General features: G+C 52.3%; 19 protein-coding genes. 2 read left to right on the forward strand and 17 right to left on the reverse strand.

The genetic code is table 11. The features are described 5' to 3' along the window. Positions 1-2: 2 nt before the first annotated feature. From qoxC to C557_RS0100935, 7 genes are all read right to left on the reverse strand, one after another. Positions 3-599 carry a cytochrome aa3 quinol oxidase subunit III gene (gene qoxC / locus C557_RS0100905; protein ID WP_018749927.1) on the reverse strand — a complete coding sequence of 199 codons (597 nt, stop codon included), beginning with the start codon at positions 597-599 and terminating at the stop codon, positions 3-5. Then, on the reverse strand, positions 596-2,572 hold the full coding sequence (gene qoxB / locus C557_RS0100910) for a cytochrome aa3 quinol oxidase subunit I (RefSeq protein WP_018749928.1): 1,977 nt from the start codon (positions 2,570-2,572) through the stop codon (positions 596-598). Before qoxB ends, qoxC begins: the two co-directional genes overlap by 4 nt. 22 nt (positions 2,573-2,594) lie before the next feature. Then, on the reverse strand, positions 2,595-3,548 hold the full coding sequence (gene qoxA / locus C557_RS0100915; RefSeq protein ID WP_018749929.1) for a cytochrome aa3 quinol oxidase subunit II: 954 nt from the start codon (positions 3,546-3,548) through the stop codon (positions 2,595-2,597). A 1,053-nt stretch (positions 3,549-4,601) separates the two neighbouring features. After that, complete coding sequence (locus C557_RS0100920) at positions 4,602-5,579, reverse strand: diaminopimelate dehydrogenase (RefSeq protein WP_018749930.1); 978 nt, start codon at positions 5,577-5,579, stop codon at positions 4,602-4,604. A gap of 109 nt (positions 5,580-5,688) precedes the next feature. After that, entirely contained in the window at positions 5,689-6,879 is a 1,191-nt protein-coding gene (locus C557_RS0100925; protein WP_018749931.1) for an SLC45 family MFS transporter, read from the reverse strand. Positions 6,880-6,883: 4 nt separating this feature from the next. Next, positions 6,884-7,621 carry a glycerophosphodiester phosphodiesterase gene (locus C557_RS0100930; RefSeq protein ID WP_018749932.1) on the reverse strand — a complete coding sequence of 246 codons (738 nt, stop codon included), beginning with the start codon at positions 7,619-7,621 and terminating at the stop codon, positions 6,884-6,886. A gap of 390 nt (positions 7,622-8,011) precedes the next feature. Next, positions 8,012-8,578 (reverse strand): flavodoxin family protein, encoded by a 567-nt coding sequence (locus tag C557_RS0100935; protein ID WP_018749933.1) that lies wholly within the window; start codon positions 8,576-8,578, stop codon positions 8,012-8,014. A 265-nt stretch (positions 8,579-8,843) separates the two neighbouring features. Here C557_RS0100935 and C557_RS0100940 point away from each other — a divergent pair, with 265 nt between their 5' ends. Together C557_RS0100940 and C557_RS0100945 are read left to right on the forward strand one after the other, a co-directional pair. Continuing rightward, positions 8,844-9,068 carry a PspC domain-containing protein gene (locus tag C557_RS0100940; RefSeq protein ID WP_018749934.1) on the forward strand — a complete coding sequence of 75 codons (225 nt, stop codon included), beginning with the start codon at positions 8,844-8,846 and terminating at the stop codon, positions 9,066-9,068. A gap of 48 nt (positions 9,069-9,116) precedes the next feature. Continuing rightward, a complete protein-coding gene (locus tag C557_RS0100945; protein WP_018749935.1) occupies positions 9,117-9,797 on the forward strand; it encodes a PspA/IM30 family protein in 681 nt (226 codons plus the stop codon). A 59-nt stretch (positions 9,798-9,856) separates the two neighbouring features. Here C557_RS0100945 and C557_RS0100950 read toward each other — a convergent pair whose 3' ends face one another. From C557_RS0100950 to C557_RS0101000, 10 genes are all read right to left on the reverse strand, one after another. Next, positions 9,857-10,792, reverse strand: a complete 936-nt coding sequence (locus C557_RS0100950; RefSeq protein ID WP_018749936.1) for an SPFH domain-containing protein — start codon at positions 10,790-10,792, stop codon at positions 9,857-9,859. After that, a complete protein-coding gene (locus C557_RS0100955) occupies positions 10,792-11,226 on the reverse strand; it encodes an NfeD family protein (protein WP_018749937.1) in 435 nt (144 codons plus the stop codon). The genes C557_RS0100950 and C557_RS0100955 overlap by 1 nt, the downstream gene beginning before the upstream one ends. A gap of 872 nt (positions 11,227-12,098) precedes the next feature. Further along, on the reverse strand, positions 12,099-12,974 hold the full coding sequence (locus C557_RS0100965) for a sugar phosphate isomerase/epimerase family protein (RefSeq protein ID WP_018749938.1): 876 nt from the start codon (positions 12,972-12,974) through the stop codon (positions 12,099-12,101). Positions 12,975-12,998: 24 nt separating this feature from the next. Beyond that, positions 12,999-13,814, reverse strand: a complete 816-nt coding sequence (locus C557_RS0100970) for a carbohydrate ABC transporter permease (protein ID WP_018749939.1) — start codon at positions 13,812-13,814, stop codon at positions 12,999-13,001. A 36-nt stretch (positions 13,815-13,850) separates the two neighbouring features. Then, positions 13,851-14,732, reverse strand: a complete 882-nt coding sequence (locus tag C557_RS0100975; RefSeq protein ID WP_018749940.1) for a carbohydrate ABC transporter permease — start codon at positions 14,730-14,732, stop codon at positions 13,851-13,853. 2 nt (positions 14,733-14,734) lie between these two features. Then, complete coding sequence (locus tag C557_RS0100980; RefSeq protein WP_018749941.1) at positions 14,735-16,081, reverse strand: ABC transporter substrate-binding protein; 1,347 nt, start codon at positions 16,079-16,081, stop codon at positions 14,735-14,737. 156 nt (positions 16,082-16,237) lie between these two features. Beyond that, the gene (locus tag C557_RS0100985; RefSeq protein ID WP_240472896.1) at positions 16,238-17,056 is read right to left on the reverse strand and encodes an HAD-IIA family hydrolase; all 819 of its coding nucleotides are present in this window, start codon (positions 17,054-17,056) and stop codon (positions 16,238-16,240) included. A gap of 353 nt (positions 17,057-17,409) precedes the next feature. Beyond that, positions 17,410-17,988 (reverse strand): glycerol-3-phosphate responsive antiterminator, encoded by a 579-nt coding sequence (locus C557_RS0100990; protein ID WP_018749943.1) that lies wholly within the window; start codon positions 17,986-17,988, stop codon positions 17,410-17,412. Between the two features lie 605 nt (positions 17,989-18,593). Continuing rightward, positions 18,594-24,140: a glycerophosphodiester phosphodiesterase family protein gene (locus C557_RS0100995; protein WP_018749944.1), complete on the reverse strand. Its 5,547-nt coding sequence runs from the start codon at positions 24,138-24,140 to the stop codon at positions 18,594-18,596. Between the two features lie 577 nt (positions 24,141-24,717). Then, positions 24,718-26,088 carry an L-cystine transporter gene (locus C557_RS0101000; RefSeq protein WP_018749945.1) on the reverse strand — a complete coding sequence of 457 codons (1,371 nt, stop codon included), beginning with the start codon at positions 26,086-26,088 and terminating at the stop codon, positions 24,718-24,720. Positions 26,089-26,125: the final 37 nt, after the last annotated feature.

The raw sequence follows: 26,125 nt of genomic DNA on the forward strand, positions 1-26,125 counted from the left end.
AGTCACATCAGTCCTTTCAAATAGACAAAGCTGAAGATGAAGATCCAGACAACATCAAGGAAGTGCCAGTACAGCGAGAAAATAAAGGCTTTGTTCGCCGTTCCGCGGTTGAAGCCCTCGCGAGCGATCTGAATAGCCAATCCCCCGCCCCATAGCAGACCCAACGCCACGTGAGCGCCGTGTGTACCTAGCAGGACGAATAAACTGGACAGGAATGCGCTCGTCTGCATCGTAGCACCTTCACCGACATAGGTTACAAATTCAAAGATTTCTACTCCAAGGAAAGCCAGGCCCAATACCAGCGTGATCAGGAAGAAGACCATAAAGGGCTTCTTCAATCCCAGACGCATGCTGTGCACCGCCAGGCCACAGGTAAAGCTGCTGGTTAGCAGCAGGAAGGTCTCGGCCAGCACCGGGGCAATCTCGAAGATTTCCCGTCCGTCCGGGCCACTTCCTGTGCGGTTCCACAGCGTGAAGTAGACCGCGAACAAGGTGGAGAACAATACAATTTCTGCACCCAGAAAGAGCCAGAAGCCAAGGATGCGGTTACTGTTCTCTTCTGTCTGATATTCGAGCGGTAAACTATGATCTATCTTCATACCTGTTCACCCCGCAATTCTGCATCCAACCCGGCCCGATTAGCCAAGGCCTTCTCTGTCTTGATAATCTCGTTCACCGGGATATGTCTTCCATGATCGCGTTCAAACGAACGCACCGCAAGCATGATAATAATGCCTATGCCAGCAACAATAGCCGGTGCCCACCAACTGAATACCATAAAGAATCCGAAGAAGAAGAAGATCGCCCCAAGAATAACGGGTTGACCGCTATTGTTCGGCATATGAATCTCTTCAAATTTGCCATCAGCGTACAATGACTTCCCGCTCTTCTTGGCTTGCCAGAACGGATCAAGACTATCCACTTTAGGCACAACCGCAAAGTTGTACTCCGGCACCGGGCTGTGCGTGCTCCACTCCAAAGTCCGCGCATTCCACGGGTCGCCAGTCTTGTCTCTTTCCGCATAACGGAAGCTCCAGTAAATATTGTAGACCAGGAGAATAAAACCTATGGCGAGCCCCACCGAGCCGATAGAGGCAACCAGATTAAGCGGACCAAAGCCGGTACTCTCCGAGTACGTATACATCCGGCGTGTCATCCCCTTCAAGCCGAGGAAGAACAACGGCAGGAACGTCACGTTGAAGCTGATCGCAATCGTCCAGAAAGCCAATTTGCCTTGACGATCATTAAGCCGGAACCCGAATATTTTAGGGAACCAATAGTAAAGACCGGCAATAACCGCAAACACCGTACCTGGAATAAGCACATAGTGAAAGTGAGCCACCAGGAACATTGTATTGTGATATTGATAGTCCGCACTGGCCATCGCCAGCATAACTCCGGTCACACCACCGATAGTAAAGATTGGAATAAAGGCCAGGGAATACATCATCGGTGTCGTAAATTCTATACGTCCCTTATGCAGGGTAAACAACCAGTTGAAGATCTTCACCCCGGTCGGCACCGCAATCGCCATCGTGGTGATGGAGAAGACGCCGTTGACCATGGCTCCGTGTCCCATTGTATAGAAGTGATGCGCCCATACAACGAAAGACAGAATGGAGATGACAACCATACTCCATACCATGGAGCTATAGCCGTACAGGTTCTTGCGGGAGAAGGTCGATATAATCTCGCTATAGATCCCGAAGGCCGGCAGAATTACAATGTATACCTCTGGATGGCCCCATACCCAGAACAGGTTGGCCCAGAGCATATCCATCCCACCGTTAGCCATCGTGAAGAATTGCGTTCCGAACATCCGGTCGAACATCATCAATGCAAGCGCGACGGTCAAAACCGGAAACGCAAACAGGATAATGACGTTTGTAATCAATACAGACCAGGTGAACATCGGCATTTTCATCAATGTCATGCCTGGCGCCCGCATCTTCAGGATCGTTACCAGGAAGTTAACCCCGGTCATCAAAGTACCGATCCCGGCAATTTGCAGTGCAATAGCATAGTAGTTATTCCCTACCGTCGGGCTGAATTCAATGCTGGCGAGCGGGAAATAAGCAGTCCACCCGGCATCCGGCGAGCCCCCGATAACGAAAGAGATGTTAAACAGCATGGCCCCGGCAAAGAACAGCCAGAAGCTCACGGCATTCAGTCGCGGGAAGGCTACATCCCGTGCTCCGATTTGCAGCGGAATGACGACGTTCATAATTCCGATAATAAATGGCATAGCCATGAACAGAATCATGACCACCCCGTGGGTAGTAAAAATTTCATTATAGTGTTGTGCATCCAGCAAGCCGTTCTCCGGTCTGGCGAGCTGCCCCCGCATGAGCAAGCCGTCAACACCGCCGCGGAACAACATCAACAATGCGGCAATAATGTACATGACTCCGATCCGCTTATGGTCGACAGTTGTCAGCCATTCGCGCCACAGATAGCCCCATTTTTTAAAATAGGTCAGCCCGATGAGAATGGCCAGCGAAGCTACGACGATACTTACCATCGCGCCGTAAATCATCGGTTCCCCGGTGACGAAAAATTCGTCCCATTTCATGTTAGCTACTCCCTTCTCCTGGTTAATTATGCGCTCCGTGATCATGATTTTCGGACATATCCATCTCGGAATGGTCCATCTCGGACATATCCATATCTAGTGAATCTGTCTCTTCTGCATCATGATCGCCGCCATGGTTATGTCCCCCATTTTCACCTTCCGGCGCTGGTCTGAACGTGAGATGCGTAGAGGAATATGTCTTGCGTCCGACATGAGCGGTCTCCAGCAATTCGTCGAATTCCTCTTCCGTCAGCTCAGATGCTGTAGCCTTTACCTCCTGCACCCATTCCTCATAAGCCGCAGGTGACAGGGCTAACGCTTCAAATTCCATGTGCGCAAAGCCTTCTCCGGAGAAGTTGGAGTTCTTGCCCATATAAGAGCCTTCATACTCGGCTACCAGATTAAGCTTGTTCACCATGTCGCTCATCGCGTACTTCTGCCCGCCAAGCTGAGGCACCCAGAAGCTCGATATTGGACCAAAGGCGTACAGTCGGAACTCTACCGGACGATGTGTTGGGATATTTACGTAGTTAACGGTTTCAATCCCTTCCTCAGGATAACTGAAATGCCACTTCCAGTTGGAAGAGGATGCGTAAATAACGAGTGGCTTCTGATCCTCGTATCCCTCCGGTACTTTCTCCACGGCATTGGTACTACGTACAGTAACAACTGACAGTACAGCTACGATGATCACTGGAATCGCAATCCAGGTAATCTCCAGCCACTTGCTGCCTTCCACATGCGGCGGTTCATAATCGGGAGCCGCTTTGGAAGCACGATACTTGGTCAGCATGTAAATGTACAGAATATAAACTACCAGCAAAATCAACGCCATCGTAATGATCGAGAAAATAATGACGTCAGATTGGGTCTTGGCCACCGGACCTTTCGGGTTCAATACGGCCAAGGAGTTGCAACCGGTCAGGAAGACAAGCAGGGCCGAAAACAGAACCAAAAGCAACCCTTTCCTTTTCATAGGATAACGATACCCCTTTCTTCATTAATGAACTTATAACCCCCGGCAATTCGGGCGGCTTCGCTCATTTAGCTACCCTATATGTTAGGAAAGGGGTCAACGAATAACAATTCATACAGAATGTAATTTATGTAAATTTTTTCTATTCATTTTTGCTGACTTCATGTGTTTTTTAGCAATTAAATCCGATTACCGATCAAATTCGGGCAAATTCAGGCAAATTTCACGATTTTGATATTTGTTCACAATATCATGCTTCGCTTCAATAGTTCGCAAATTTGTCATAATAAACAGCTTATATTGTGATTTTGTTCACTTTTGAATGCTTGTTTATAATTATTAAAATTTAAACATATAGAATAAACTTACTGTTCATACAAATAACTGGAAACGTTTCGAAAGAGCTTAATAGTAAAATGGAGGTGATCTTGCCCGGGGAGGAAATTTCGTTCCAAACGGTTACTATAGAATAAAAAAATCGCAGCCGAGGACAACAACAACCTCGACTACGATCCTGGATGAAGCTAGAGACTGCGAAGCGGAGCTACACGTTTTCGCAGAAAACGGCCTCGGAAGCATGGGTACGTGAGCAACGGAAGGCCCGTCTGAATTCAAGATTCGACGCGGAATCCACTTCTCGAACAGCTTCGTCCTGGGAAGACGATTTTTTGAACTTCCTCTTTTAATATGTGTTCAAAAAATCGGGTTCTCAGGACCAAGAAGGTTGAATGAAGCTAGGGACTGAGTAGCGCAGCGTACGTATTGGGTACGTGAGCAACGGAAGGCCCGGCTGAATTCAAGATTCGACGCGGAATCCACTTCTCGAACAGCTTCGTTCTGGGAAGACGATTTTTTGAACTTCCTCTTTTAATATGTGTTCAAAAAATCGGGTTCTCAGGACCAAGAAGGTTGAATGAAGCTAGGGACTGAGTAGCGCAGCGTACGTAGTGGTTACGTGAGCAACGGAAGGCCCGGCTGAATTCAAGATTCGACGCGGAATCCACTTCTCGAACAGCTTCGTCCTGGGAAGACGATTTTTTGAACTTCCTCTCTCTACAGCAGTTCCTTGCGCAGTTGCTCGGGGGACTTGGGCGACAACAGGCCAAACGGGATATCGAACACCGTTTTCGCTCCGGATTGCCCTGATTGAGACAGCTTGTAGACCGCGCGGGCATAAGCTACCAATACGCTGGCCGTAAATTCCGGATTGCTGTCCAGCTTCAGGCTGAACTCGACAATTTGGGTGCTGTTCTCCCCGGTTCGTCCACTTCTCAACACATTTCCGCCATGAGGCATTGTGGAATGGTTTGCTTTCAGTTCTTCTTCACTAATGAAATGAACGGTGGTATCGTAGTCGGCAAAATAGTTTGGCATCGTCTTGATGGCTTGCTCAATTTCAGCCAAATCTGCCCCTTCTTCCGCGACAACATAACATTCGCGCAAATGCTTGTCTTTTGTTGACAGCTCGGGATTCTCGCCTGAACGCACCCGCTCGACAGCGGATTCGACAGGAATGGTATATTGCACCCCGTTCTTGACTCCGGCTACCCGCCGAATGGCATCTGAGTGACCTTGGCTAACCCCTTTGCCCCAGAAAGTGTACTCCTTACCTTCCGGCAGCACCGACTGAGCCAACAGCCGGTTCAACGAGAACAAGCCGGGGTCCCAGCCTGTCGAAATCACGCTGACTGTACCCGCTTTCGTTGCCACTTCATTCATCCGCTCAAAATATGCGGGAATGTTGGCATGGGTGTCAAAGCTGTCGACTGTGTTGAACATCGCTGCCAGTTCAGGCCCCTGCTCCGGCAAATCCGTGGCGGAACCCCCACATAAGATCAAAACATCAATCTCAGTTTTATATTTCTCAATATCGGAAATGTGTACGACGCCGCTTGCTGCCGCCACATGGTCAGGGTTTCTCCGCGAAAAAATCGCCTTCAACTCGAAATCCGGGTTCTGTCTCAACGCGAGTTCCACACCACGTCCCAAATTTCCATACCCTACAATTCCTACTTTAATCGTTGCTGTCACACCATTTCCTCCTCAACATGTCAGGTTTTTTCTATTGTAGCTTACCCTCGGCTATTTTTAAATAGCTAACAATGAAGGTATGACATGTTGTGCCAGCAATATAGCAGAATTATGTCGAACTTACCGCACTGCGTTCCGAATCTACGGCCAGCAGACAGAGTAAAGCAAACAGCATCCCCAAGGAGGCACTGGCGAATAATGCTGAGTAGCCAAAGGTGTCAATTAGCCAGCCCAGCAGCGGTGGTGAGGTAATTGCTGCCAAGGAGGAGACGAAATAATAGATTCCCGTCCGTGTCCCGATGCTCTCTTCCCGACCCGTAGCCACGATCCATGGATAAGAATTAATATTTATGCACGCCCAAAATATACCACCCACTAGCAGCAGCATACGCAGCCATAGCACCGATTCAATAAATACCAAAGTGCCAAAAGTGATACCTAATCCGGTTACCCCAATGGAGATGATCGTCTTTTTCCCGAACCTCGCCCCCAGCCAGCCGCTGGGCAAGGCGAAGAGCAGGAAGGCCAGAGAGAAGAACGTCAGGGAAAAGGAAGCTGCCCCATCGCTCATCCCCAACCGCTTAGTACCATAAAGTGTAAACAATGCCTCTACCCCTTGATAGGAGACAAACCAGAAGAAAATAGCTCCAAGGATCAACAGGGTGGTCTTGTCCAACTGCTCCCTGATTCTTATGGGAGACTTCAGGGGAGCTGCCGCTTGTCCCCCCGACTTTGCGGCCCGTGTAACAGGCTCTCTTATGGTCAGTTTGAGTACAACCAGACTAATGAGCATAACTATACCTGCGAACAGAAACGGCACATGCGAGCCAAGCCCGTACAACCGGGAACCGATACCAAAGGCCAGCACCGAGCCGATCCCCCCCATAAAGTTAATGACTCCATTGGCCTTGGTCCGTTGCCGCTCGGGCGTAATGTCCGGCATCAGCGCAACCGTGGGTGCCCGGAAGATGCTCATCGATAGATTCATGAGCACCATGAACAGAACCAGCGTAACAAGCCCTGTGTGCCAAGGGATTAACGAAGCAAAGACCGCTCCAAGCGGCATGCCAATCAACAGATAAGGCATTCGGCGTCCAAACCGGGTGGTGGTCATATCGCTGCGGTGTCCAATCCATGGCTGCAATACAATGGCAAAGTAATTATCAATGGTCATCATGAACCCGATCATAGCAGCGCTCTTCAAATAATCGTCCAGGAATAACGGAACAAACGCATTGTACAGCGCCCAGGTCAAGCTGATACTGAAGAAGCCAAATCCCAGCAGCCAGGTTCTCTTCATCCATTCACCCTCTTGGCTTCTGTAGCAGCTCTGCAAGGCGGTCAGGATAATCGGTAATGATCCCGGCCACCCCGGCACGCAGCAAAGCCTGCATCACCTTGGGGTCATTAACCGTAAAAGGGTGATAGACCACGCCTGCCGCTTTTGCCGCAACAACCAGTTCTGGTATCAGAGCGTATTGGTAGGCGTGCAGCGCATCCGCACCGATCCCTTTGGCATAAACCCACGGCTCGTACAGGCCTTCCATATATAAAATACCGGTGCGTATCTCTGGAGCCAGCCTTTTGCATTCCACCAGAGAGTAGTGATTAAAGCTGGAGATGATCGTTTGTCCACTCAACCCAAAATGCCGCACGGCGTCGGTCACCTTCTGCTCGATCCCCGGGTACATCACGATCCCGGTCTTAAGCTCCAAATTAATGATGATGTCTGTCCCCTTCACAAGTTCCAGCAAGTCCTCCAACGTCGGGATCTCTTCCCCTTCAAACTCCAGGCTGAGCCACCCTCCCACCTCGCGCTCCTTAATCTCGGCCAGCGTAAGGTCCTTAACCCATTCCTGAGTCCCTCCGGTCCGCTGCAGCGTCTCATCATGTATCAGAACCAGGTGACCGTCCTTCGTAACCTGTACATCCGTTTCAATCCCGGTCGCCCCAAGCTCCATAGCTTTGGCAAAAGAAAGTATCGTATTCTCCGGGTAATACCCCGACGCCCCGCGATGGGCAAAATTGATAATTGGATTCAACACGCTCATCCTCCTAAGGATTCAACTTTCCAAAATAAGCTGCATCCCTATAGTATACGCCTGTATTGTAAATGCTATATTAGACCCTACAATCTCCTAAAGTAATAATAGCCTAAGGAAGCCTGAGGCGACCCTAAGCTATTCTCTTTCAGAGGTTATTTAAAAAATCGGCTTCCCAGAACGAAGCTGTTCGAGGAGTAAATTCGACATCGAATCTTGAATTCAGCCGGGCCTTCCGTTGCTCACGTAGATCTGTCTACGCTCCGCTACTCAGTCCCTGTCTTCATCCAACCTTCTTGGTCCTGCTAACCCGACTTTTTAAACTCGCACTTTAAGAGGTTGTCTAAAAAATCGGCTTCCCAGAACGAAGCTGTTCGAGAATCAGGCCAGTCAAGACCGATGCGCCGCTACCGGCTCTGCTCTCCGCAGCTCCGCATTTAATGCCTCCGCCTCACGAATCGCCCGGACGTCCTCAAGCACTTCACCCGGCTTGCTTCCTTTTCCAATCACGTAGCCAGCAAAAGGAATGCCGACAAAATCAAACGTATACTGCAGCTGCTGGATTAGCGGCAGCGCCTTGACCCTGGGGTTGTCTCCACCAACCACAACGACATAAGCCTTTTTGTGCGACATCAGTTCCTTAAAGTCAAACCGCACATCTCGAAGACTTTGGGACCAGCGGTCCACAAAATTTTTGAGCAGTCCCGAGGCTCCATACCAGTATACCGGCGTGGCAAAGATCAGCACATCATGACTTAGCACCTCAAGGATCAAATGATCATAATCATCATCTACCCGATCAAATCCACCCGGCTCATGACGTTGATCGTGAATCGGCTTGATCTCCATCTCCCGGAGCAGAAAATTGGTAAATGGAATTCCATCCAAGACCAGCTTCGTCAACTCTTCCGTGTTGCCGCCGTCTCTTGCGCTCCCTTGCAATACTGCGATACGCATAGCACGCACTTCCCTTCCGATGTTATCCGGCGAAATTTCCCGAAATAATGTCTACTCTATTGTTATACGATGATCTTCCTTCATATGCCAACTTTTCCGTGAAAAAGCGTTGTTTCTCGCCGCAATCACCCATTCCCCGGATGAGGAATGAACCCGACCAAAGTCCAGTTCACAACCCATTCTCACGCCCGTTATACTCTGCCTCGCTTACCGCTAGAATAGAACCATAAGCAAAATCGGATACACAGAAAGCGAGTGATATTCAATGAAAAAACTTTATCGTTCGGCTACGGATAAACAGATTAGCGGCTTGTGCGGCGGATTGGCCCAATACTTCGGGATGGATTCCACCGTCGTGAGATTGATCGCCGTCGTCGCTGTCTTCTTCAGCTTCGGTACTGTGGTGGCCTTGTACCTGATAGGCAGTCTCATCGTTCCCAAAGAGCCGACCGCGGGCTTGGGTTATGACGATCCCTTTTCCAGCTTTTAATGTAGATAACCTAAATAAGAACATACAAATCACAAAGGAGAGATAATAATGAGCAGCTTATTTGATCGTATTGCCAACCTGACGAAAGCTTCACTTCACGAAGTATTGAACAAGATGGAAGACCCGGTATTGATGACTGGACAATACTTGCGCAACCTGGAGGAGGATATCGATACCGCCGAGAAAATGATTAAGGAGCAGCAAATTGCTGCCACCGTTCAGGAAAGAAAAAGCGCGGATATCGCCCATCTGGCCAAACAATGCGAAGTTCGGGCACTCACCGCCTTGGAGAATGGTGACGAAGTAACTGCCCGTCATGCCGCAGCCGAGAAAATCCGGTATGAGGAACAGGCACAGCATTATGCCAACGAAGCCAAGGAAGCCCATGACCGTGTGGCGGAACTTGAAGTTCGTCTAGCCGAAGGCAAAGCCGAATATGCCCGCTTGAAGGAAAAACGCAACGAACTGGCTGCCCGGGCGCGCAAAGCTCAGGTCAAATCCGAAACCAAGCGCCCTAACTTTAGCTACGGCATTGAAAGCGGGGACGCCGCACGCGGCTTCGAGCGTATGGAAGAGAAAATTCTGGATTGGGAGACTCGTCAGGAGGTTGCCGGCTCCGCTACCCATTACGGATCGGCAGGCAGCGCGAGTGGCGATGCTACTCAATCCGCAGCAGTCAACGAGGAGCTTGAGCGCTTGAAGGAACAACTGTCCTCCCGCCATTCGTAAGCACAAAAGGCGATGCCAGATCATCTGCATCGCCTTTTGTTATACACTTCAAAAACTGCTTATTTGCCGTCCTTGGTCGCTTTGAATACTTCGCCAATCGCCCCAAGGCTGCCGAGCGTCTCAATTGCATTAGAAGGGATAAAGACTTTGTTCGCAGGTCCTTTAGCCACTTCTTTAAGCGCTTCAAAGGATTGGTAAGCCAATACGGACTCATTAAGTGCCGCGTCGCGCAGCAATTCAATCCGTGATTTTTCAGCTTCCGCAACGGCCTGAATCGCCTTCGCTTCACCCAGGGCTTCCAGCTCTTGCGCTTGACGGAAACCTTCCGCTTCACGAATCCGTGCTTCCTTGTCCCCTTCGGCTTTCAGGATTTTACTTTGCTTGTCACCTTCCGCACGCAGGATCATATCTTGCTTGGCAGCTTCGGCCTCAAGCACGATGGCCCGTTTATTCCGTTCGGCCTTCATTTGCTTATCCATCGCTTCCTGGATATCCAGCGGCGGCTTGATGTCGATAACTTCTACCCGCTCGATCCGTACGCCCCATTTCTCCGTCGCTTCATCAAGCGCAATCCGGATTTCTGTCGAAATTTTCTCCCGACCGGACAAGGTTTCGTCGAGTTCCATCTTACCGATGATTTGACGCATCGTTGCTGTCGAGATGTTGCGCACCCCGTATACATAATCAGAGATTCCGTAAGTAGCCTGTTCAGGACCCACTACTTGATAAAAGATAATGGTATCAATTTGCACTTGAACGTTATCTTTGGTAATTACGGTTTGCGGCGGCACGTTGGCCTGTTGAATCCGCAAATCATGAGTATGACGCACCTGATCAATGACCGGGATCAGAATGTTCAAGCCCGGTGTCAGGAGCCGGTGGAATTTACCCAACCGTTCAACGACACCCACTCTTTGTTGAGGTACAATCTTAATCGTTAACGATATGAATACAACAACCACCAAAATAACTACTACCGTAAAAATCCAAAACATTAAATAAATTCCTCCCATCGTTCAACATCGATTATTGTACTGCTTCGCTTCACTACCCGAACCTTGTCGTTCCTGGCCAAAGAAGCGGTTGACCTGGCACTCCAGGTATCTCCGCCGACCTTGACAATGCCGAACTGCCCTGGCTCAATCGGTTCAACTACAACTCCCTGCTGCCCTATAAGTTCTGTGCCGATATCCTTAAATCCTTTGGCCGTCCGAAATTTCCTTGAAATTGGCTTTGTAAATATCGTCAACACGATAGCAACCAAGCATCCTGCCAGAACTTGCAGGAAATAAGCCTCGGGGGCGACCCAAGCGACGAGGGCGGCTACCAGCGCACCGACCGAGAACCATAACATGTAAAAGGTTTGCGTCATCATTTCCAGCACGAATATAATTCCGGCAATGATCAGCCAAATCGCCCATACCTCCATCCCCTCTGTTGCACCACCTTTCCCATATATAATTATATATACGGTGACAATACCAAAAAGTATCAAGGAATGATATGGTTTTCTAAATAAAAAGACGTTTCTCCGGCCAAGCAAGCCGCAAAAACGCCTGTTTAACTATATTTTGTTTCCTTTTGCAGCTTAAGCTCCCCTGCTCTCATCGATTTTCTTGAGGAAATAACATATCCCATACGAGATCAGGCACACTCCAATAAGTAGGAAAACGCTTTTCACAATAAAATAAGCAATATAATAATTCCCTTGATAGGGTGAATCCCTAAGAAAATCGGCAACATAATTAGGAATATACAGTATGACTAATCCAGTAATTATTTTAGTCAGACTAATTAAAAATTTAATAATTCATGCACCCCGATCTGTATAACTAAATTTAGCACTTTCAAGTATTTTATTTAAGTCACTTTTTTCAAGTTCAATTTCTCCATATTCTGTATAGTTGGCTACGTTCTGAGCAATTTTCTCTGCAGCGGAATTAAAATCTTGATCACTTTTGGCAGAAGTCTCTACTACACCGTACCCTAGCAAGCAAATAACTAGACTTAGTGAAAAAAATAACTTAAAAACATTTATTGAATCACCTCCATAAATTGGTATATATCAATACCAATTATAAGAAATAGATTCCTTGATTGTAAATATATATCGCTTCGATCATCTCATCAATGACTCGAGCAATATGATGGGAAGGGATGCACATTTCGAGATCCAGAAACATCTGAGCCTGCTTGTGGTCGTAGGGTTTGAGTCGGGATAACGGAACGCTTCACAATCTTTTTTTCTTCCATTTCCCTATAAGGTGAATAAAGTACGATGCACTTAAGCGATTCTCCCGGCTATTTTAACCGGCCCGCAAACTGCCGCCGCAGGCTGTGCAGCCGGTCTGCCGAGGGCTGCACAGCCTCCGGACTGCGCATTTCCAGCACCCATGATCCCCGGTACTCGCAGGCAGCCAGCCAGGCGACCATCGCCTCCAGCGGTACAGTGCCCGCGCCCAGAGCCAGATGCTCGTCCGCCTGCCCGGCGTTGTCGCTCAAATGCAGCGCCACCAGCCGCGGCGTCGCCTGCTGCAGCATCAGCAGGCAGCGCCCGCCGCCCGTCATATGGGCATGGCCGGCATCAAAAACGATACCCACCCGGGGGGAATCGAGCTTATCCACGATCTCCCGCAGAAAAGCAACCTCGACGCCATACAGCCCCGGATAAGGCGGAACGTTCTCAAGCGCGATGACGATGTCCGAATCCGCCGTCCGCTCCAAAACTCCGACGAGAAATTCTATGATGCGATGCTTGGCCGCTTCCTCCTTCTGTTTATCATGTTCGGAGACCGATGCCGCCCCATCTTCGTATTCCTTCCAGCCTCCAGCTCCGCTTCCCGTATGCAGGACGACGCAGCGGCAATCGAGCCGCTCGGCCACGCGAAGCGTATCCAGCAGCATACGCTCGGAACGCTCGGCTTCCTCCCAATCATCCGCAGCCGGATTGCAGCCGGTGATCGGCGAATGAATGCTCCAGCAAATCCCCAGGTCCCTGCCTGTGCGCTCCAGCTCCGCGAGCCTCTCCTCGGGCCAGGCGAGCAGCTCGCCGTGGCGGCCCTCGCACATGATTTCAAGCTGCTTCCAGCCGGCCGCAGCCAGCAGGTGAACCGCCTCGATAAGCGGCCGGTCGATGTAAGCAAAAGTCGAAACGGAACAGTCCTTGCGCGCCATCATTCTGATCCTCCTTTGGACTTTTCTCTATTTAATTCCCGAATGCATAAAGCTGTCGATAAACTGGCGCTGGAACACCAGAAAGATAATCAGGAGCGGCACGATGACCAGCAGGGTCGCCGCGCTGACCTCCGTCCACTGCACCCCCACCTCGAACGATTGGGCGAAAATGGACAGTCCGACCGTCAAAGGCCGGTTTTCCACGGAATTCGTCACGATTAGAGGCCACAGGAAATTGTTCCACTGGTAGCTGATCGAAACGAGCGCAAACGCGACATAAGTAGGTCTGGACAGAGGAAAATACACCTTCCACAGCACTTCCCAGCGGCTTGCACCCTCCAAATATGCGGCCTCCTCAAGCTCGTGAGGAATCGTCTTGAAGACCTGCCGCAGCAGAAAGATGCCGAAGGCCGAGGCTAAATAAGGCAGCATGATGCCCAGCTTCGTATCAAGCAGCGCCAATTGCTTCAAGATGTTGTAGTTCGGAAAAATCAGCACATCCGCAGGAATCATAATCTGCGCCAGGAACAACAGAAACACAAGGCCGCTTCCGACGAACGGAATGCGCGCAAACGCGAAAGCCGCCATGGTTGATGTCAGCATCTGCACCGCGAAGACGCAGAACACGATAAGCAGCGTATTCAGGTAATATACCGCAAAGGGGGCGGCGGACCATACCGTGGAGAAATTGTCCAAGGTAAAATCCGCGGTCCAAAATCCCGACAGCGCCGCCTGCCGTGGACGAAACGCCGTAACCGTCATCCAGACGAGCGGCACAAGCCAGATGATGGCCAGCAGCAGCATAACATAATTGCCGATTTTCTTTGCATGTTTCTGCAGCATGAAAAACGCCCTTCCTCCCGGACGGATAATCCAGGATCAATTGTAGTGAATTCGTTTGTCGAGCCCGAAGAACTGCAACGCCGCAAACAGCAGCAGCAGTCCGATCATAACCACGGTCAGCGCGGAAGCGAGACCCTGGTCCCAGAAGCTGAACGCCGTCTCGTAAATGTAATAGAGCAGCAAATTACTGGAATTGTTTGGGCCCCCACGGGTCATGATCATCAGATGATCGACCAGCTTGAATGCGTTCGTCAAGGCGACAATGCTGACAAACAGCGTAGTCGGCATCAGCAGCGGAAAGGTAATTTTGCGAAATACGGTAAAAGCCCCGACTCCATCCATCTGGGCGGCCTCGTACAGCTCCTTCGGAATATTTTGCAAACCGGCCAGATAGAAAATCATCAGATAGCCCGCTTCCTTCCAGATAATCATAAAAATCATCGCCCACATCACCAGCCCTGGCGTACCCAGCCAGTTCAGCTCGGGCTGTCCTATCCAGGACAGGATCCTGCTCATCAAACCGTATTCCGGTGTATAAATGAACAGCCAGATATTTGCTGCGGCGATCATCGGGATCAACGTCGGGTAAAAAAAGGCCGTCCGCATCAGTCCTTTGCCCCGGATCGCTTTGTTCGCAAACACCGCCATCAGCAGGGCGAGGGCGATTCCTGTAGGAACCGTCCCCACCGCGAACAGCGTGTTATTGCGCATCACCTTCCAGAACACCTCGTCTTCCGCCAGTTTGCGGAAATTGTCCCACCCGGCAAAAATGGGCTCAGGCGTAGCCAGGTCGGCCTGAAACAGGCTCAGGCGCAGGGTTAGGAAGATCGGGTAAAACGTGAACAGCGCCAGTATCACCAACGACGGCAGCAGAAGCAGCCAGGCGAATCCGTTGTTTCCAAGCCTGATTCGTTTCATGGCTATTTGTTAAAGGATGCCAGCGCTTGGTCGGCTTCCGCTTGCGCTTTCTTCAGCGCGTCGGCCGGGGTCATACCGCCTGTCAGCGCGGCCTGAACGGAATCGTTCAAAATTTTCATCACTTTGCCGTTGTTGTGGGTGGACAGCTCAGCCGCCGCGTACTCCAACTGATCACGGGCCACGAGTGCCGCCGGGAATTCTGCTGCGTAATCCTTCATCCGCTCCGTCTCATAGGCGGACTTGCGCACGGCCACGTAACCGGTGTCGATGCTCCATTGGGCGGCGCGCTCGGACTCGGTCATAAACTTTACGAACTTCCAGGCAGCCTGCTGCTTCTCAGCCGCGATGTCTTTGAAAATATAGAAGTTGCCGCCACCTGTCGGGCTGCCGTATTGCTTCTTCGCGGGCAGGAAGCTGACGCCGAAATCGAATGTGGCATTCTTTTTCACGTTCGACAGGTTGCCGGTCGTGTGATACATCATCGCAGTTTTGCCTTCCAGGAAATCGGACGGTACGGTACTCCAATCGGTCACGCCTTCAGGCATCGCCTTGTGCTTCGCGGCCAGATCCACCCAATACTGCAGCCCCTCCACATTCTCCGGCGTGTCGAACTTGACTTTCTTTCCGTCCGTCGTCATCAGATTATCTCCGTTTTGCAGCGCAAAAGTCTGCATCATCCAGTAAGCGAAGCCCGTAACCGGAATTTCCAGGCCGTTGCGCCCGTCTTTCTTCAGCTTAATCGCATACTCCTGCATTTGCTCCCAGTTCTCCGGGCCCTTCTCCGGATCGAGGCCGGCTTCCTTGAACATGTCCTTGTTATAGTAAAGCACGATAGTGCTGCGTTGGAACGGAATACTGTACGTACGTCCATCCGTTTGCGAATTGGCCAAAAATGCCGGATAGAAATCCGCTAGGTAGTCGCCCTCTTCCTGCGCGATAAAATCGTCCAGCGGAACGATCGCATTCATGTCCAGCAGGCTGAACAGCTCGGTGGATTGCAGCACCGCCACATCGGGCGGCTGCTTGGCCTGAACGCCGGCCTGCGTCTTCACTGCGGTATCCGCATAACTGCCGGTATATACCGGTTTCACATCGATATCGGGATGCTCGGTTTCAAATTCCGCGGTCATCGCCTCGATCGTGGCGGTCAAAGGTCCGCCAACCGCGATCGGATAATAGAACGTAAGCTCGGTCTTTTTCCCTTCAGATGCAGTAGCCATCTTTGCTCCATCTGTGGCCGCATTCGCGCCGGTGCCGTTCCCTCCATTACCGCCGCTTCCGTTTCCGCATCCCGCCAGCAGCAACAAACCCAGCGTGACCGCCAGCACTTTCGTACTCCATTTTTTCATAACGTTAATCTCCTCCAAATTCATATTTTGGTTTGCGAAAGAATCACCGTTTGTAGGGAACGGCATGTCTTCCACTGTAGCAAAAACGTTTATTTCCTCGATTAGAAGCAGGTAAAAATGCGGTTAAATTCAAACACCGGAGCCCATCCCCTCTCCCTACGCGAGCATCTCGTCCATCGTGGCCCAGATATAATCCGGCATGACCGGAAACTGTTCCAAATCGCCGAGCGAGGCAACTCCGGTCAATACGAGCGCGGTCCGCATGCCGTGGCTGGCCCCGAACACAATGTCGGTATCCAGCCGGTCTCCGACCATCAGGCAGCGGTCCCCGCTCGTACCGCTCCATTCCAGCACCTTGGCCGCAAAGTAGGCGGACGGCTTGCCGATGATTTCCCCCACCGTCCCCATGCTTGCCGCTTCTATCGCCTTCACCATGGACCAGGTGTCGGGAATCAGGTCTCCGGTGACGGGGCAGTTGGGGTCGGGATTGGCGGCAATCAGGTGCGCGCCGCTCCGGACCGCCTTCATCGCCCGGTGCAGCTTGCCGTAATTGAACTCCCTGTCCATGCCGACCAGCACATGCGTCGCCTCCGCCGGCTCCTCCGTCGTGGCGATTCCGACCGAAACAAGCTCCTCCCGGAGGGCTTTCTCTCCGGCCACAAGAACCCGGACCACCTCAAGCGATTCTCCAAAATACGCGGCGGACATAGATCCCGCCGTCACGATTTCCTCTTCGTGCGCCGCAAGACCAAGCTTCAGGAGCCGGTCCCGGCATTCCCTTCGCGTACGGATCGTTGTATTGCTGAGGAACCTTACCTTTTTGTTCAAGCTTCTTAAATGACACAGCGTTTCCTGCACACCGGGCAGCAGAACGTCATCTAGGAAGATGGTGCCATCCAGATCGAAAAAGTATGTTTCAAATGACAGCTTGTCCGGCAACGAATGAGCAGCCTCCTTTGGTGCGAGACAACACAAAAAAGCCCGTTATGCGGCGCATGGAAGCTGGCATGGCAAACAGGCCATTCCTTCCGGTACCGCATAAGGGCTTTCTCCTCGTCTCCGACCCTTGTTATGATGAAATTATAGAGGTTGTTCAAAAAGTCATCTTTCCATGACGTAGTGCTCATGAAACAGCTTTGATGTCGAATTTTGAATTCAGCCGGGGCTTCCGTTGTTCATGTAGTTTTGACTACGCTCACTACTCAGTCCCTAGCTTCATGCAAGCTTCTCGATCCTGTAAACGTGATTTTTTGAACTCGCACCTATAGAAAACAATCTTTCCGTTACTTACTATAATTTTTTTATGTCATCCCGGTATTAACGTATTGTTAACTGTTTGCAAAAGAATGCCATAGACTCTTGTTGCCCATCGACACCGCCGCGGCACCCGCTCGCAAGGCCGTCTCAATTTCCTCATGCTTCTTGATCAGCCCTCCCGCGATAATTGGCAGCGACGTGCTTGCCCGCAGCTCGCTGATCACTCTCGGGATCAGGCCCGGCATGATTTCGAGCGCATCCGGCCGGTTCTGGCGGACCGTGTGGATACCATGCTCCAGCGCGGAGGTATCGATCAGAAACAGCCGTTGTATTGCCTGGAGGCCGCATTTTTTGGCCTGCTTGACCATATGGCTTTTGGTCGATATGATGCCGGTCGGACGGACCCTGTCCGCTATATACTCCACAGCGACTGAATCATTGCCAAGCCCGGCGAGAAAATCGACATGAAGAAACACCTTCTTTCCCGCACTATCGGCTTGCTTGACATAGTCCTCTACCGTGAACAGATTGCCTGTCAGCAAAAACAGAACCGGCCAATCGCTGAGGCAGGCCGCCCCCAAATCCTCGGGCTGGCGTACGGCGGGAATAATTGTCCGTCCGCCAGTGCCCGTGAACAGCCCATTTTTCATGCTTATATCCATTCCTTTCGCTTCGCTCAAGGCACAAAACGGAGCGAAATCCGTCAGCCTTGTGCGTTTTTTGTATGCTGGAGTTGCAAAGATAATCAGTACACTACAAATCATCACGTGGAGGGGAGTGGGCCGCCTTTATTGCAGGGTGACCCCATGCTTATATGTGTAGATCGCCTTTTCAAGCACAAATAAGTATCGCCTCGAGCACGCAAACTTATCTTTGATAAACAACTCGTTTATAGCTGGACAATCAGTCCCTGCTAGCTATCTCTGTACATCATGGAAAGGAGTCATGATATGGCCTTGAAAATTGTTTACCCCAACTGCTGCGGAATCGATGTGCACAAAACCTTCGTCGTCGCCTGTATCGCTTCCACCAATACCAAGGGCGTCACCACTTACAACGCTTATTCACGGCTCTCTGAAGGACTTAGAACCATAATTTAACATATAACTGTCTTAGGAACGGCTGGTTTGGCATGCTCATTTCCGTTAATACGTGCGTTGACAATGGATTTCAGACTTAAGCCTCCTATTCTCGTCCGTTTGTCCTTAGTATAACGGGCGTTTATCAGTGCAGGATAAACGCCCGTCCCGTAACCTTACTGCAGATACCCGACCAATTCGAGGAATCGGTGCAAGATGATCGCCGATTGAGCGCGCGATAATGGAGCCGCAGGCGCCAGCCTATTCCCGGTTATACCGTTAATTAAGCCTGCCTCAATGACCAGGTTCCATTCCGTTTGTCCCCATTTCACCTCGGAGGCGTCCCGGAAACGCTCAAGCCCGCCGGAGTCTTTCAAGGCTGCAGCTTCGCCGCCAAGGCCGGCCAGCTTCATCGCTCTGGCCATCATAACCGCCTGCTCACCGCGGGTTACAGGAGCATTCGGGCGGAAAGTTCCATCGGCAAAGCCGCTCACGAGCCCAGCTGCGGAGGCTGCCTGCACATATGAAGCGAACCATTCGTCCGCGCCGACATCGGACAGCGCCGCGGATGCTCCGGCCTCGCCCGAAGCGGGCGCGCCTTCGTCAACGCCTAAGCCCAGCGCGCGTACCAGCATCGCCGCGAATTCGGCGCGAGTCACGGTACGATCGGGTTCGAACGCTCCGCTGCCGGTGCCGTTTAAGAGCAGACGGTTAGCCAGCTTCTCGGCGGCGGCTTTGGCCCAGTGGCCGTTCATATCTTCAAAGGCTTTGTTCATAGCAACAACCGTATAAATCCCGTTTTCGCTATGAGTCAGAACAACTTCCGAAGCGTCAGACGCAAACCCGCCCGGCGTAAAGGACAGCAGCTTCCGTTCCGGATCGTACCACGCGCCGGAGATTTCCACGCCATTTCCGTTCCCAGTTAGACCAATATATCTGATGCTGCCAGGGATGGCGAACGGTACGGAGGAATTGGACGAATGGTCCGCCGCCTGAAGGCTGAACTCTACCGCAGGTCCAGCCAACGTTCCGCCTGCGCGGACAGCCGCGTTCCGTACGGTTTCCGCTTCTGTGCCGCTCAGCTCGCGAACGGTGACGACCAGTTCCAGCGCATCGATGGCAGTGCCTAGCGCCCGGATTGCCTGCGCGTTATCGAGCTGCCGCAGCGGCAGCCTATAGCCTGCGTTCAGAGCGCTGTTTACCACCTTCAGCTCCGCTTCGCTCGTTCCGGCCGCTTCGGCCAGCACGGAAAGCGGAAGCGTCAGACGCTCGCCCGTAAACCGGACCTCGACCTGCGGGCTGTCCTGGAACGCCTGCTTCAGCTCTGCGGCCGTAACTGCGCCGCCGCTGGCTTCCACTACGCCAGGCCGTTCCGTCTGGCCGGGCTGCGCGGCTCCGCCGTTTCCGGGTTTACCGTTATTTCCGCTGTTCGTTCCGCCGTTATCTCCGCCGTTATTTCCGCCGTTATTTCCGCCGTTATTTCCGCCTCCCGGCGATTCGCCGCCATTGCCTCCTCCGCCGTTAACTACAATTTCAACCGGCTCGGAATACAGGTCGTAGGTGCCGCCGCCGTCGATCGATGCGGAGTAACGCAGCAGCACATGGGATTTACCGGTTCCGACGGCCTTCAGTGTCGCCCCGTCCGCCTGAACCGCATCCTCTCCGGCAATCAGCACAATTTCGGGTTCAATCTCTTTTTTGTCGCCCTTATACGTTTCCACCTGGGCGCTTAAAGCCCGGCTCTCTCCCTTCTTCAGGGTAATGACCGGCTCCCGGGCAGCAAGCGATGCAGCCCAATCGGAAGCATAATACGTGTAATCGGTCGTAATGCCGAACGCTCCCATCTTAAAATACTTGACGATATCCTCGCGCTTATTCAACGTCCAAGGGGAAACCAACAATCCGCGGTGCTTGGCTGCTTCCATAAATTTCGGACCCAGTCCGTTATAATCGGTGTTATAAGTCCAGTTTTGCTTGGATAATGTTTTGAGCGTGTCGCGCAGTGAGCCCTCGACATTGTTCTCGCTTGCAATATAGCCGGTCAGCAGGCCAGCGTTCATTTCCGGCATCAGAGCCGCAAGCCGGTCCAATTGTGCCGGATAGAAGGACATGACATTGACGATATCCTCCGCGTTATGTTTTTTCACGGTGCTTACGAAGGCATCCACCGCCTCCGGTGTCTGGGTTTTGATCTCGGCGTACACCATCCGCCCTCTGGCGCGGGCCAGTTCCAGCTGCTCGTCCAGAGTCGGCATCCTGACTACCGGGAAGCCTTGCGGATAGGTCTTGTTGGCGTTAAACGCCTTTAACTCGGCCAGCGTAAGGTTCTCTACCGCTCCATAGCCGTCCGTCGTCGTTTCCAGCAAGCTAGAGTGCGAAATGATCAGATAACCGTCCTTGGTCAGGAACATGTCATTTTCAATGTAGTCGGCTCCGGCATCCAGCGCCATAACATTGCTTTCGATCGTGTTCTCCGGCGACACGGATGGCATGCCTCGGTGCCCGATCATGTAGACTTTCCGCACCAGCGTCGTGTCCCGGCTGTACACCTTCAGCGCTTCATGCGCCCTAGCCGGATCGGCTGCCACCAGCCCGTTGACCCCGGCCGTAATCATGCGGTGCAGCGGCAAGGCGCCGCTGGCGGAACCCGGCGCTTCCTTGCTCCAGACCATGATTGCCAGCTTCTGCAGGAAAGACACGTTCTCCCGGGTCACCGCACTCTCCGGCAGCAGCGCAACTCTAGCCTGGCTCGCGGCCGTTTGCCTGCGGATTTCAAGCAACTCTTCCCGGGAAGGATTGGCGATGGACGTGAAATCCAGAATGCCGCGGATCATCGGGTAAGCCGCTCGGGCTCTTTTTACCAGATCCGCCTGGTCCGAAACGATAAACACGTCCTCCAGTCCACGCGAACGCAGTTCATGAATCAATCGGTCCACAGCCAGCTCTTCGGTCACATAAAAGGCCGGAATGACTCTCTCGCCGGCCTGGGCCAGCGCTTCCTCCAGACTCGCTATCTGTTTGCCGCCGCTTTGCTCCGTGACAGCCAGCTCCGCGTTCAGATGAAAAATGGCCGTGGCGGGCAGCTGGTTGCCCGTCAGCTTGGACAGATCACCTTGACTCGTTATGTCAGTCACGATTGTAGGCGCCAAGGCAATCCGGGTTTCCGGCTCCGTGACCTTGACGAACGATACGATCGCCGGAGCGGGCAGCGGCTGCTCCAGCAGCGTCACCCGGATGTTGTCGATTCTCATGACACTGCCGTCCGCCTGGAAGCCGATGCCTCCTTGATTGTAGGTGGTTGCCTTGACTGAATCGATGATCATCATTTCGTCCACCCATTCCTGCACCCGGTTTCCAAAGGCTTTTATCTTATAATGCAGCGCTTGCCCTTCCTTCATCGGCTCCGTGTAAGAGCCCCGCTCCATCACGTTCCACTGATTCGAAGGCGTGCGTTCCGCGAACTCAACGCCGTTGTATACGGACGGGTCTTTGCGGACGGCCATCTGATAATAAGGGTAGTTTCCATCCTGAATCCGGAACATGATCGAGTTCCAGCGCCCGGTGTTATTGGCCGCCACATTCGTAATGTCGGCCTCGATAGTATAGTTGCCGAACAGCTTTAGATAATCCGGGAGCAGCACTCGGGACGGGTTGTCCGGAGAAGCGGACGCCTGCATTTCGAACGCCCCTGCGCGTACTCCTGCTTTGCCCTCGGATGCCCCCTGAATGCGTGTCCAATCCTCGGGAAAAGCGCCTTCCGCTAGCTGATCGAAATTCTCTTCATACAGGACATATTCCCCGTCTTCTGCAGCCTTGGCCACGATGGTCAGGCTTAGCTCGGCGTTGTCTTTGCGGACCTTCACCTCGTATACGCCAGGATGCTCCGCCGTCAATTCTCCGCCTTCAAAGCGGATTGCCCCGCTGCCTTCGAACCACTCCACAGCGTCACCGCTTAGCTCCGACGTGGAATAATCGCTGGATTCCGCCGCAAACCGGACGTTCGCCAATGGAACCGGATTTCCGGCATCCGCCAGCAGATAGCCGGTATCATGCTCAAGCTTCATCACCTTCGCCCCGGTCAATGATGGCGTCACCCGGACGGTTACACTTTTTTCCGCCTGATGGTACACCGCGGTGACAGTAGCCTCGCCTTCCTTTAACGGAACGGGCTGGCCATCGACGATTTTGATCACACTCTCGTCCGAAGAATACAGCTTGAGCTTCTGCAGCTCTAAAGGTTCCTCCAAACCGTCGGAGTAGTATACGGTCCCGGTCACCGTCAGCGAACCGGCCAGCGCTTCCACCGTATCCGGGATTTGCAAGTCGAGCCGGTCGGCCGTGATGCGCGTCACCTTCAGGTTATCGAAGGAGACCGTCATCTGGTCGGCTTGAAAGCCCACTTTCCCCCGCTCCAGCAAATCGTTCTCCAGCGTTTTGTCCATCAGCAGGATGAAATCCTCGTCATTCTTTGCCTTGATGTATTCCTTGACGTTATTACCGAACACCCGGACCTTCATCGTATAATCCTCGCCCAGCGTAAGCGGCTGCCAGGTTCCGCTCGCGGGAACAGACCAATTGTTGTCGGGCTTGCGGTAGGCGAGCTCATACGCGCCGTTTTGACGTACGGCCATTTGATTGTAGGGCGCTTTGCCGTTCGCGGGAACCCGGAACATCAAGGCCGCCCAGCGTGCTCCGTTCAGCACGCTTTCAAAGCGGACATCCGCCTCCACGGTATAATTATCGCTTTGCACCGGCGCCGTAATTCGCGCCTGTAGTCCCGCTCCGTTGCCGTCGAAGCGCAGCCGGCCGTTCTCATACGTCGCGTCCGTTACGCTGTAAGTGTCCTCAGTGACGGTGGCCGCGTCATTCACCACCTGGAATGCCGGACTGCTCCCATTGACATCGGATATCCATCCAGCCGGAACAGCATCCTCCGGCAGCTCATCGAAATTTTCCTCAAACAGCACCGGATCGACAACACCGGACACCGGGCTGTCGAAAGCCAGATTCACCACCCCGTAACCGGAGGTGTCGTTCCAGAAGCTCATCGTATTGTAGGCGCTCCAATAGCTTGTCCGCTGTTTGGCGGTATCCGCGGCATCATAGCGGTTGGTGACGCCGACCTCCAGACCGAGCTGCCGGTTCAGGCGCGGGTCCATGTTCAGCAAGTCCCAAGGTACGGCAAGCTCCGCGCTCCATCCGTCCGGCGTGGAATGGATGGACCTCAGCACCTTCTTCTCATCTTTCCCCGCGTGATTATTCAGAGCCGCCCCGAACCTGAACTCCGGCGTCCCGCCGTCCTGGCCGTAAACGATCCCGATTTGCATATCGTCCTGGGCAAACGGCGACGACCGGTGCAGCGTTGGATCGAAGAACAGGTGCAGGCTGTCCTGATCGAACCAATATCCGGACGCTCCGCTAACCGGTGTAGCATCCTCGGTCTGCACACCTATATACAAATAGGTATCGTCCCACAGCAGACCGAACCGGTGATCTTCGCTTGCGGACGGATCGGTGTGTACCATAAGCGGCTCGCTCACGCTCCAGAACGATTCGTCGAGCCGTCCGTCGATAACCGGCGCAGTCAGCGTCCGCGCGGACCTTATCTCCTTTCTTTCCTGCTCCGCCGCCGAGACCGGCGCGGCCCGCAGCCCGGCATCCACCAGCCCCACCAAAAGTGACAGCGTGCATATCAGATTCAGCAGCTTTGTTGCTTTGTTCATTCGTGATTGCCCTCCCCGCGATGATCTGAAAGATGCGGCAGACGCCCGTCCTCGCTCAAACCGGCCAAACCTCAAGCTTTTTACGGCAGCACAAAAAACCCTTCCGTCCGCATCCCTAAAACCTGGACCTAAATAATCCATTGGCGTTAAGGTTGCGTAAAGAGGGTTTTCTCCTAGTCTCTACCCGGGATTCAATTGAGCTTGAGATCGGACTGCCGCCGTTCGCCTAGCCGAACGGGTCGCTCTCCTGCATCTAACGATATTTTCACTTTAAAGGGGATTTATTTTCCCTGTATCAAACCAGCGTAAACGGGTTGTCAATTCAATTCGTGTTTGTACTGGTAAATTCCGTCACAAGCTTACTCATCTCACTTCATCCCGCGCCAAGCCTCACGGAGTTTCCGTAGTATTCTTGCCAGCTTGGTCTTCCCCCAGCTTAAAACATTCGATGAGCTTATTTGCCCGCTGGCAGCAACATGTTCCGCATGCTCATGATCCCCACCTGGGTTGGATCGCTATTTTTTCTCCGCAAGAGAGATCAGAATTTGAGACTGCTGAATGTTGACGCTGGGCTGGTTCAGGTACTGCGCTCGAATACTACGGGGTCATTTTCCCCAAGCACCTTGCCGGTAATGACGCCAGCAGTGATTGAGCCATTGACGTTCAACGCGGTTCTACCCATGTCGATTAGCGGCTCTACGGAAATTAGCAAGCCCGCCAATGCAACAGGCAGATTCATGGTCGATAATACAATCAGGGAAGCAAAGGTTGCTCCACCGCCAACTCCGGCCACCCCGAAAGAGCTAATGACCACAACAAGAATCAACGTAAGCAGGAAATCCCAGCTCAACGGATTAATGTTGACTGTCGGTGCAATCATCACCGCAAGCATGGCCGGATAAACTCCGGCGCAGCCGTTCTGTCCAATCGTAGCTCCAAAGGAGGCCGACAGATTCGCAATACCTTCAGATACGCCAAGCCGCTTGGTTTGCGTCTCTACGTTCAGCGGAATTGCAGCCGCGCTGGAACGCGAGGTGAAAGCAAACACCAGTGTTGGCAGCACCTTGCGCAAGTATTGCACCGGATTATAGCGGAAGATGGCCAGCAGGATCAGATGGATGATAAACATCACGATCAAAGCGACATAAGAGGCCCCTACAAACTTGATCAGCTTCAAAATTTCTTGGGCATTCGTCGTGGCGGCTACATTCGTAATTAGCGCCAGGATACCATAAGGTGTCAGGCGCAGCACCAGCGTAACAATACGCATAACAACGCCGTACACAGCTTCTATCATTTTACGGAACATGTCGGCTTGCTCCGGCTTCTTCTTATCCAGCCCCAGCACAGCCACGCCGATAAAAGCGGAGAAAATAACAACAGCCAGCGTAGATGTGCTGCGCGCCCCGGTCATATCCGCAAACGGATTAGTGGGAATGAAGTCCAGCACCTGCTGTGGAATGGTCTTGTCCTCCACGGTTCCCAGCCGCTCTTCCAGGGCTGCTCCGCGTTGCTGCTCCCGTTCTCCTGCTTCAATCTCAATGGCCTTGAGATCAAAGGTCAAGGTGGTTACAATACTTACCGCAGCCGCTATTGCCGTTGTAATCAGCAGAATGGCGATGATCAGGCCGCTCATTTTACCCAGGTTCTGCTTGCCCTTCAAATTCATAATCGCTGAAATAATCGATACCATTATTAATGGGATGACCACCATTTGCAGCAGCCCGACATATCCACGTCCGGCCAGGTTAAACCAATCTGTAGACTTGGATATGACCTCGGAGCCCGCTCCGTACACCAACTGCAAGATGACTCCGAACACAAGCCCAAGCCCCAGTCCGGCAAACACCCGCTTTGTAAAAGAAATATGTTTCTTCTGCATCCATATCAGAACACCGATAAGCACCAGCATAACCGCTACATTAATGATAATACGCAATGTATCCATAACTGCACTCCCCCCGTACAAAGTCTTCTAATTATTA

The sequence above is a fragment of the Paenibacillus sanguinis 2301083 = DSM 16941 genome, assembly GCF_000374825.1.
GTDB classification, from domain to species: Bacteria; Bacillota; Bacilli; order Paenibacillales; family Paenibacillaceae; genus Fontibacillus; species Fontibacillus sanguinis.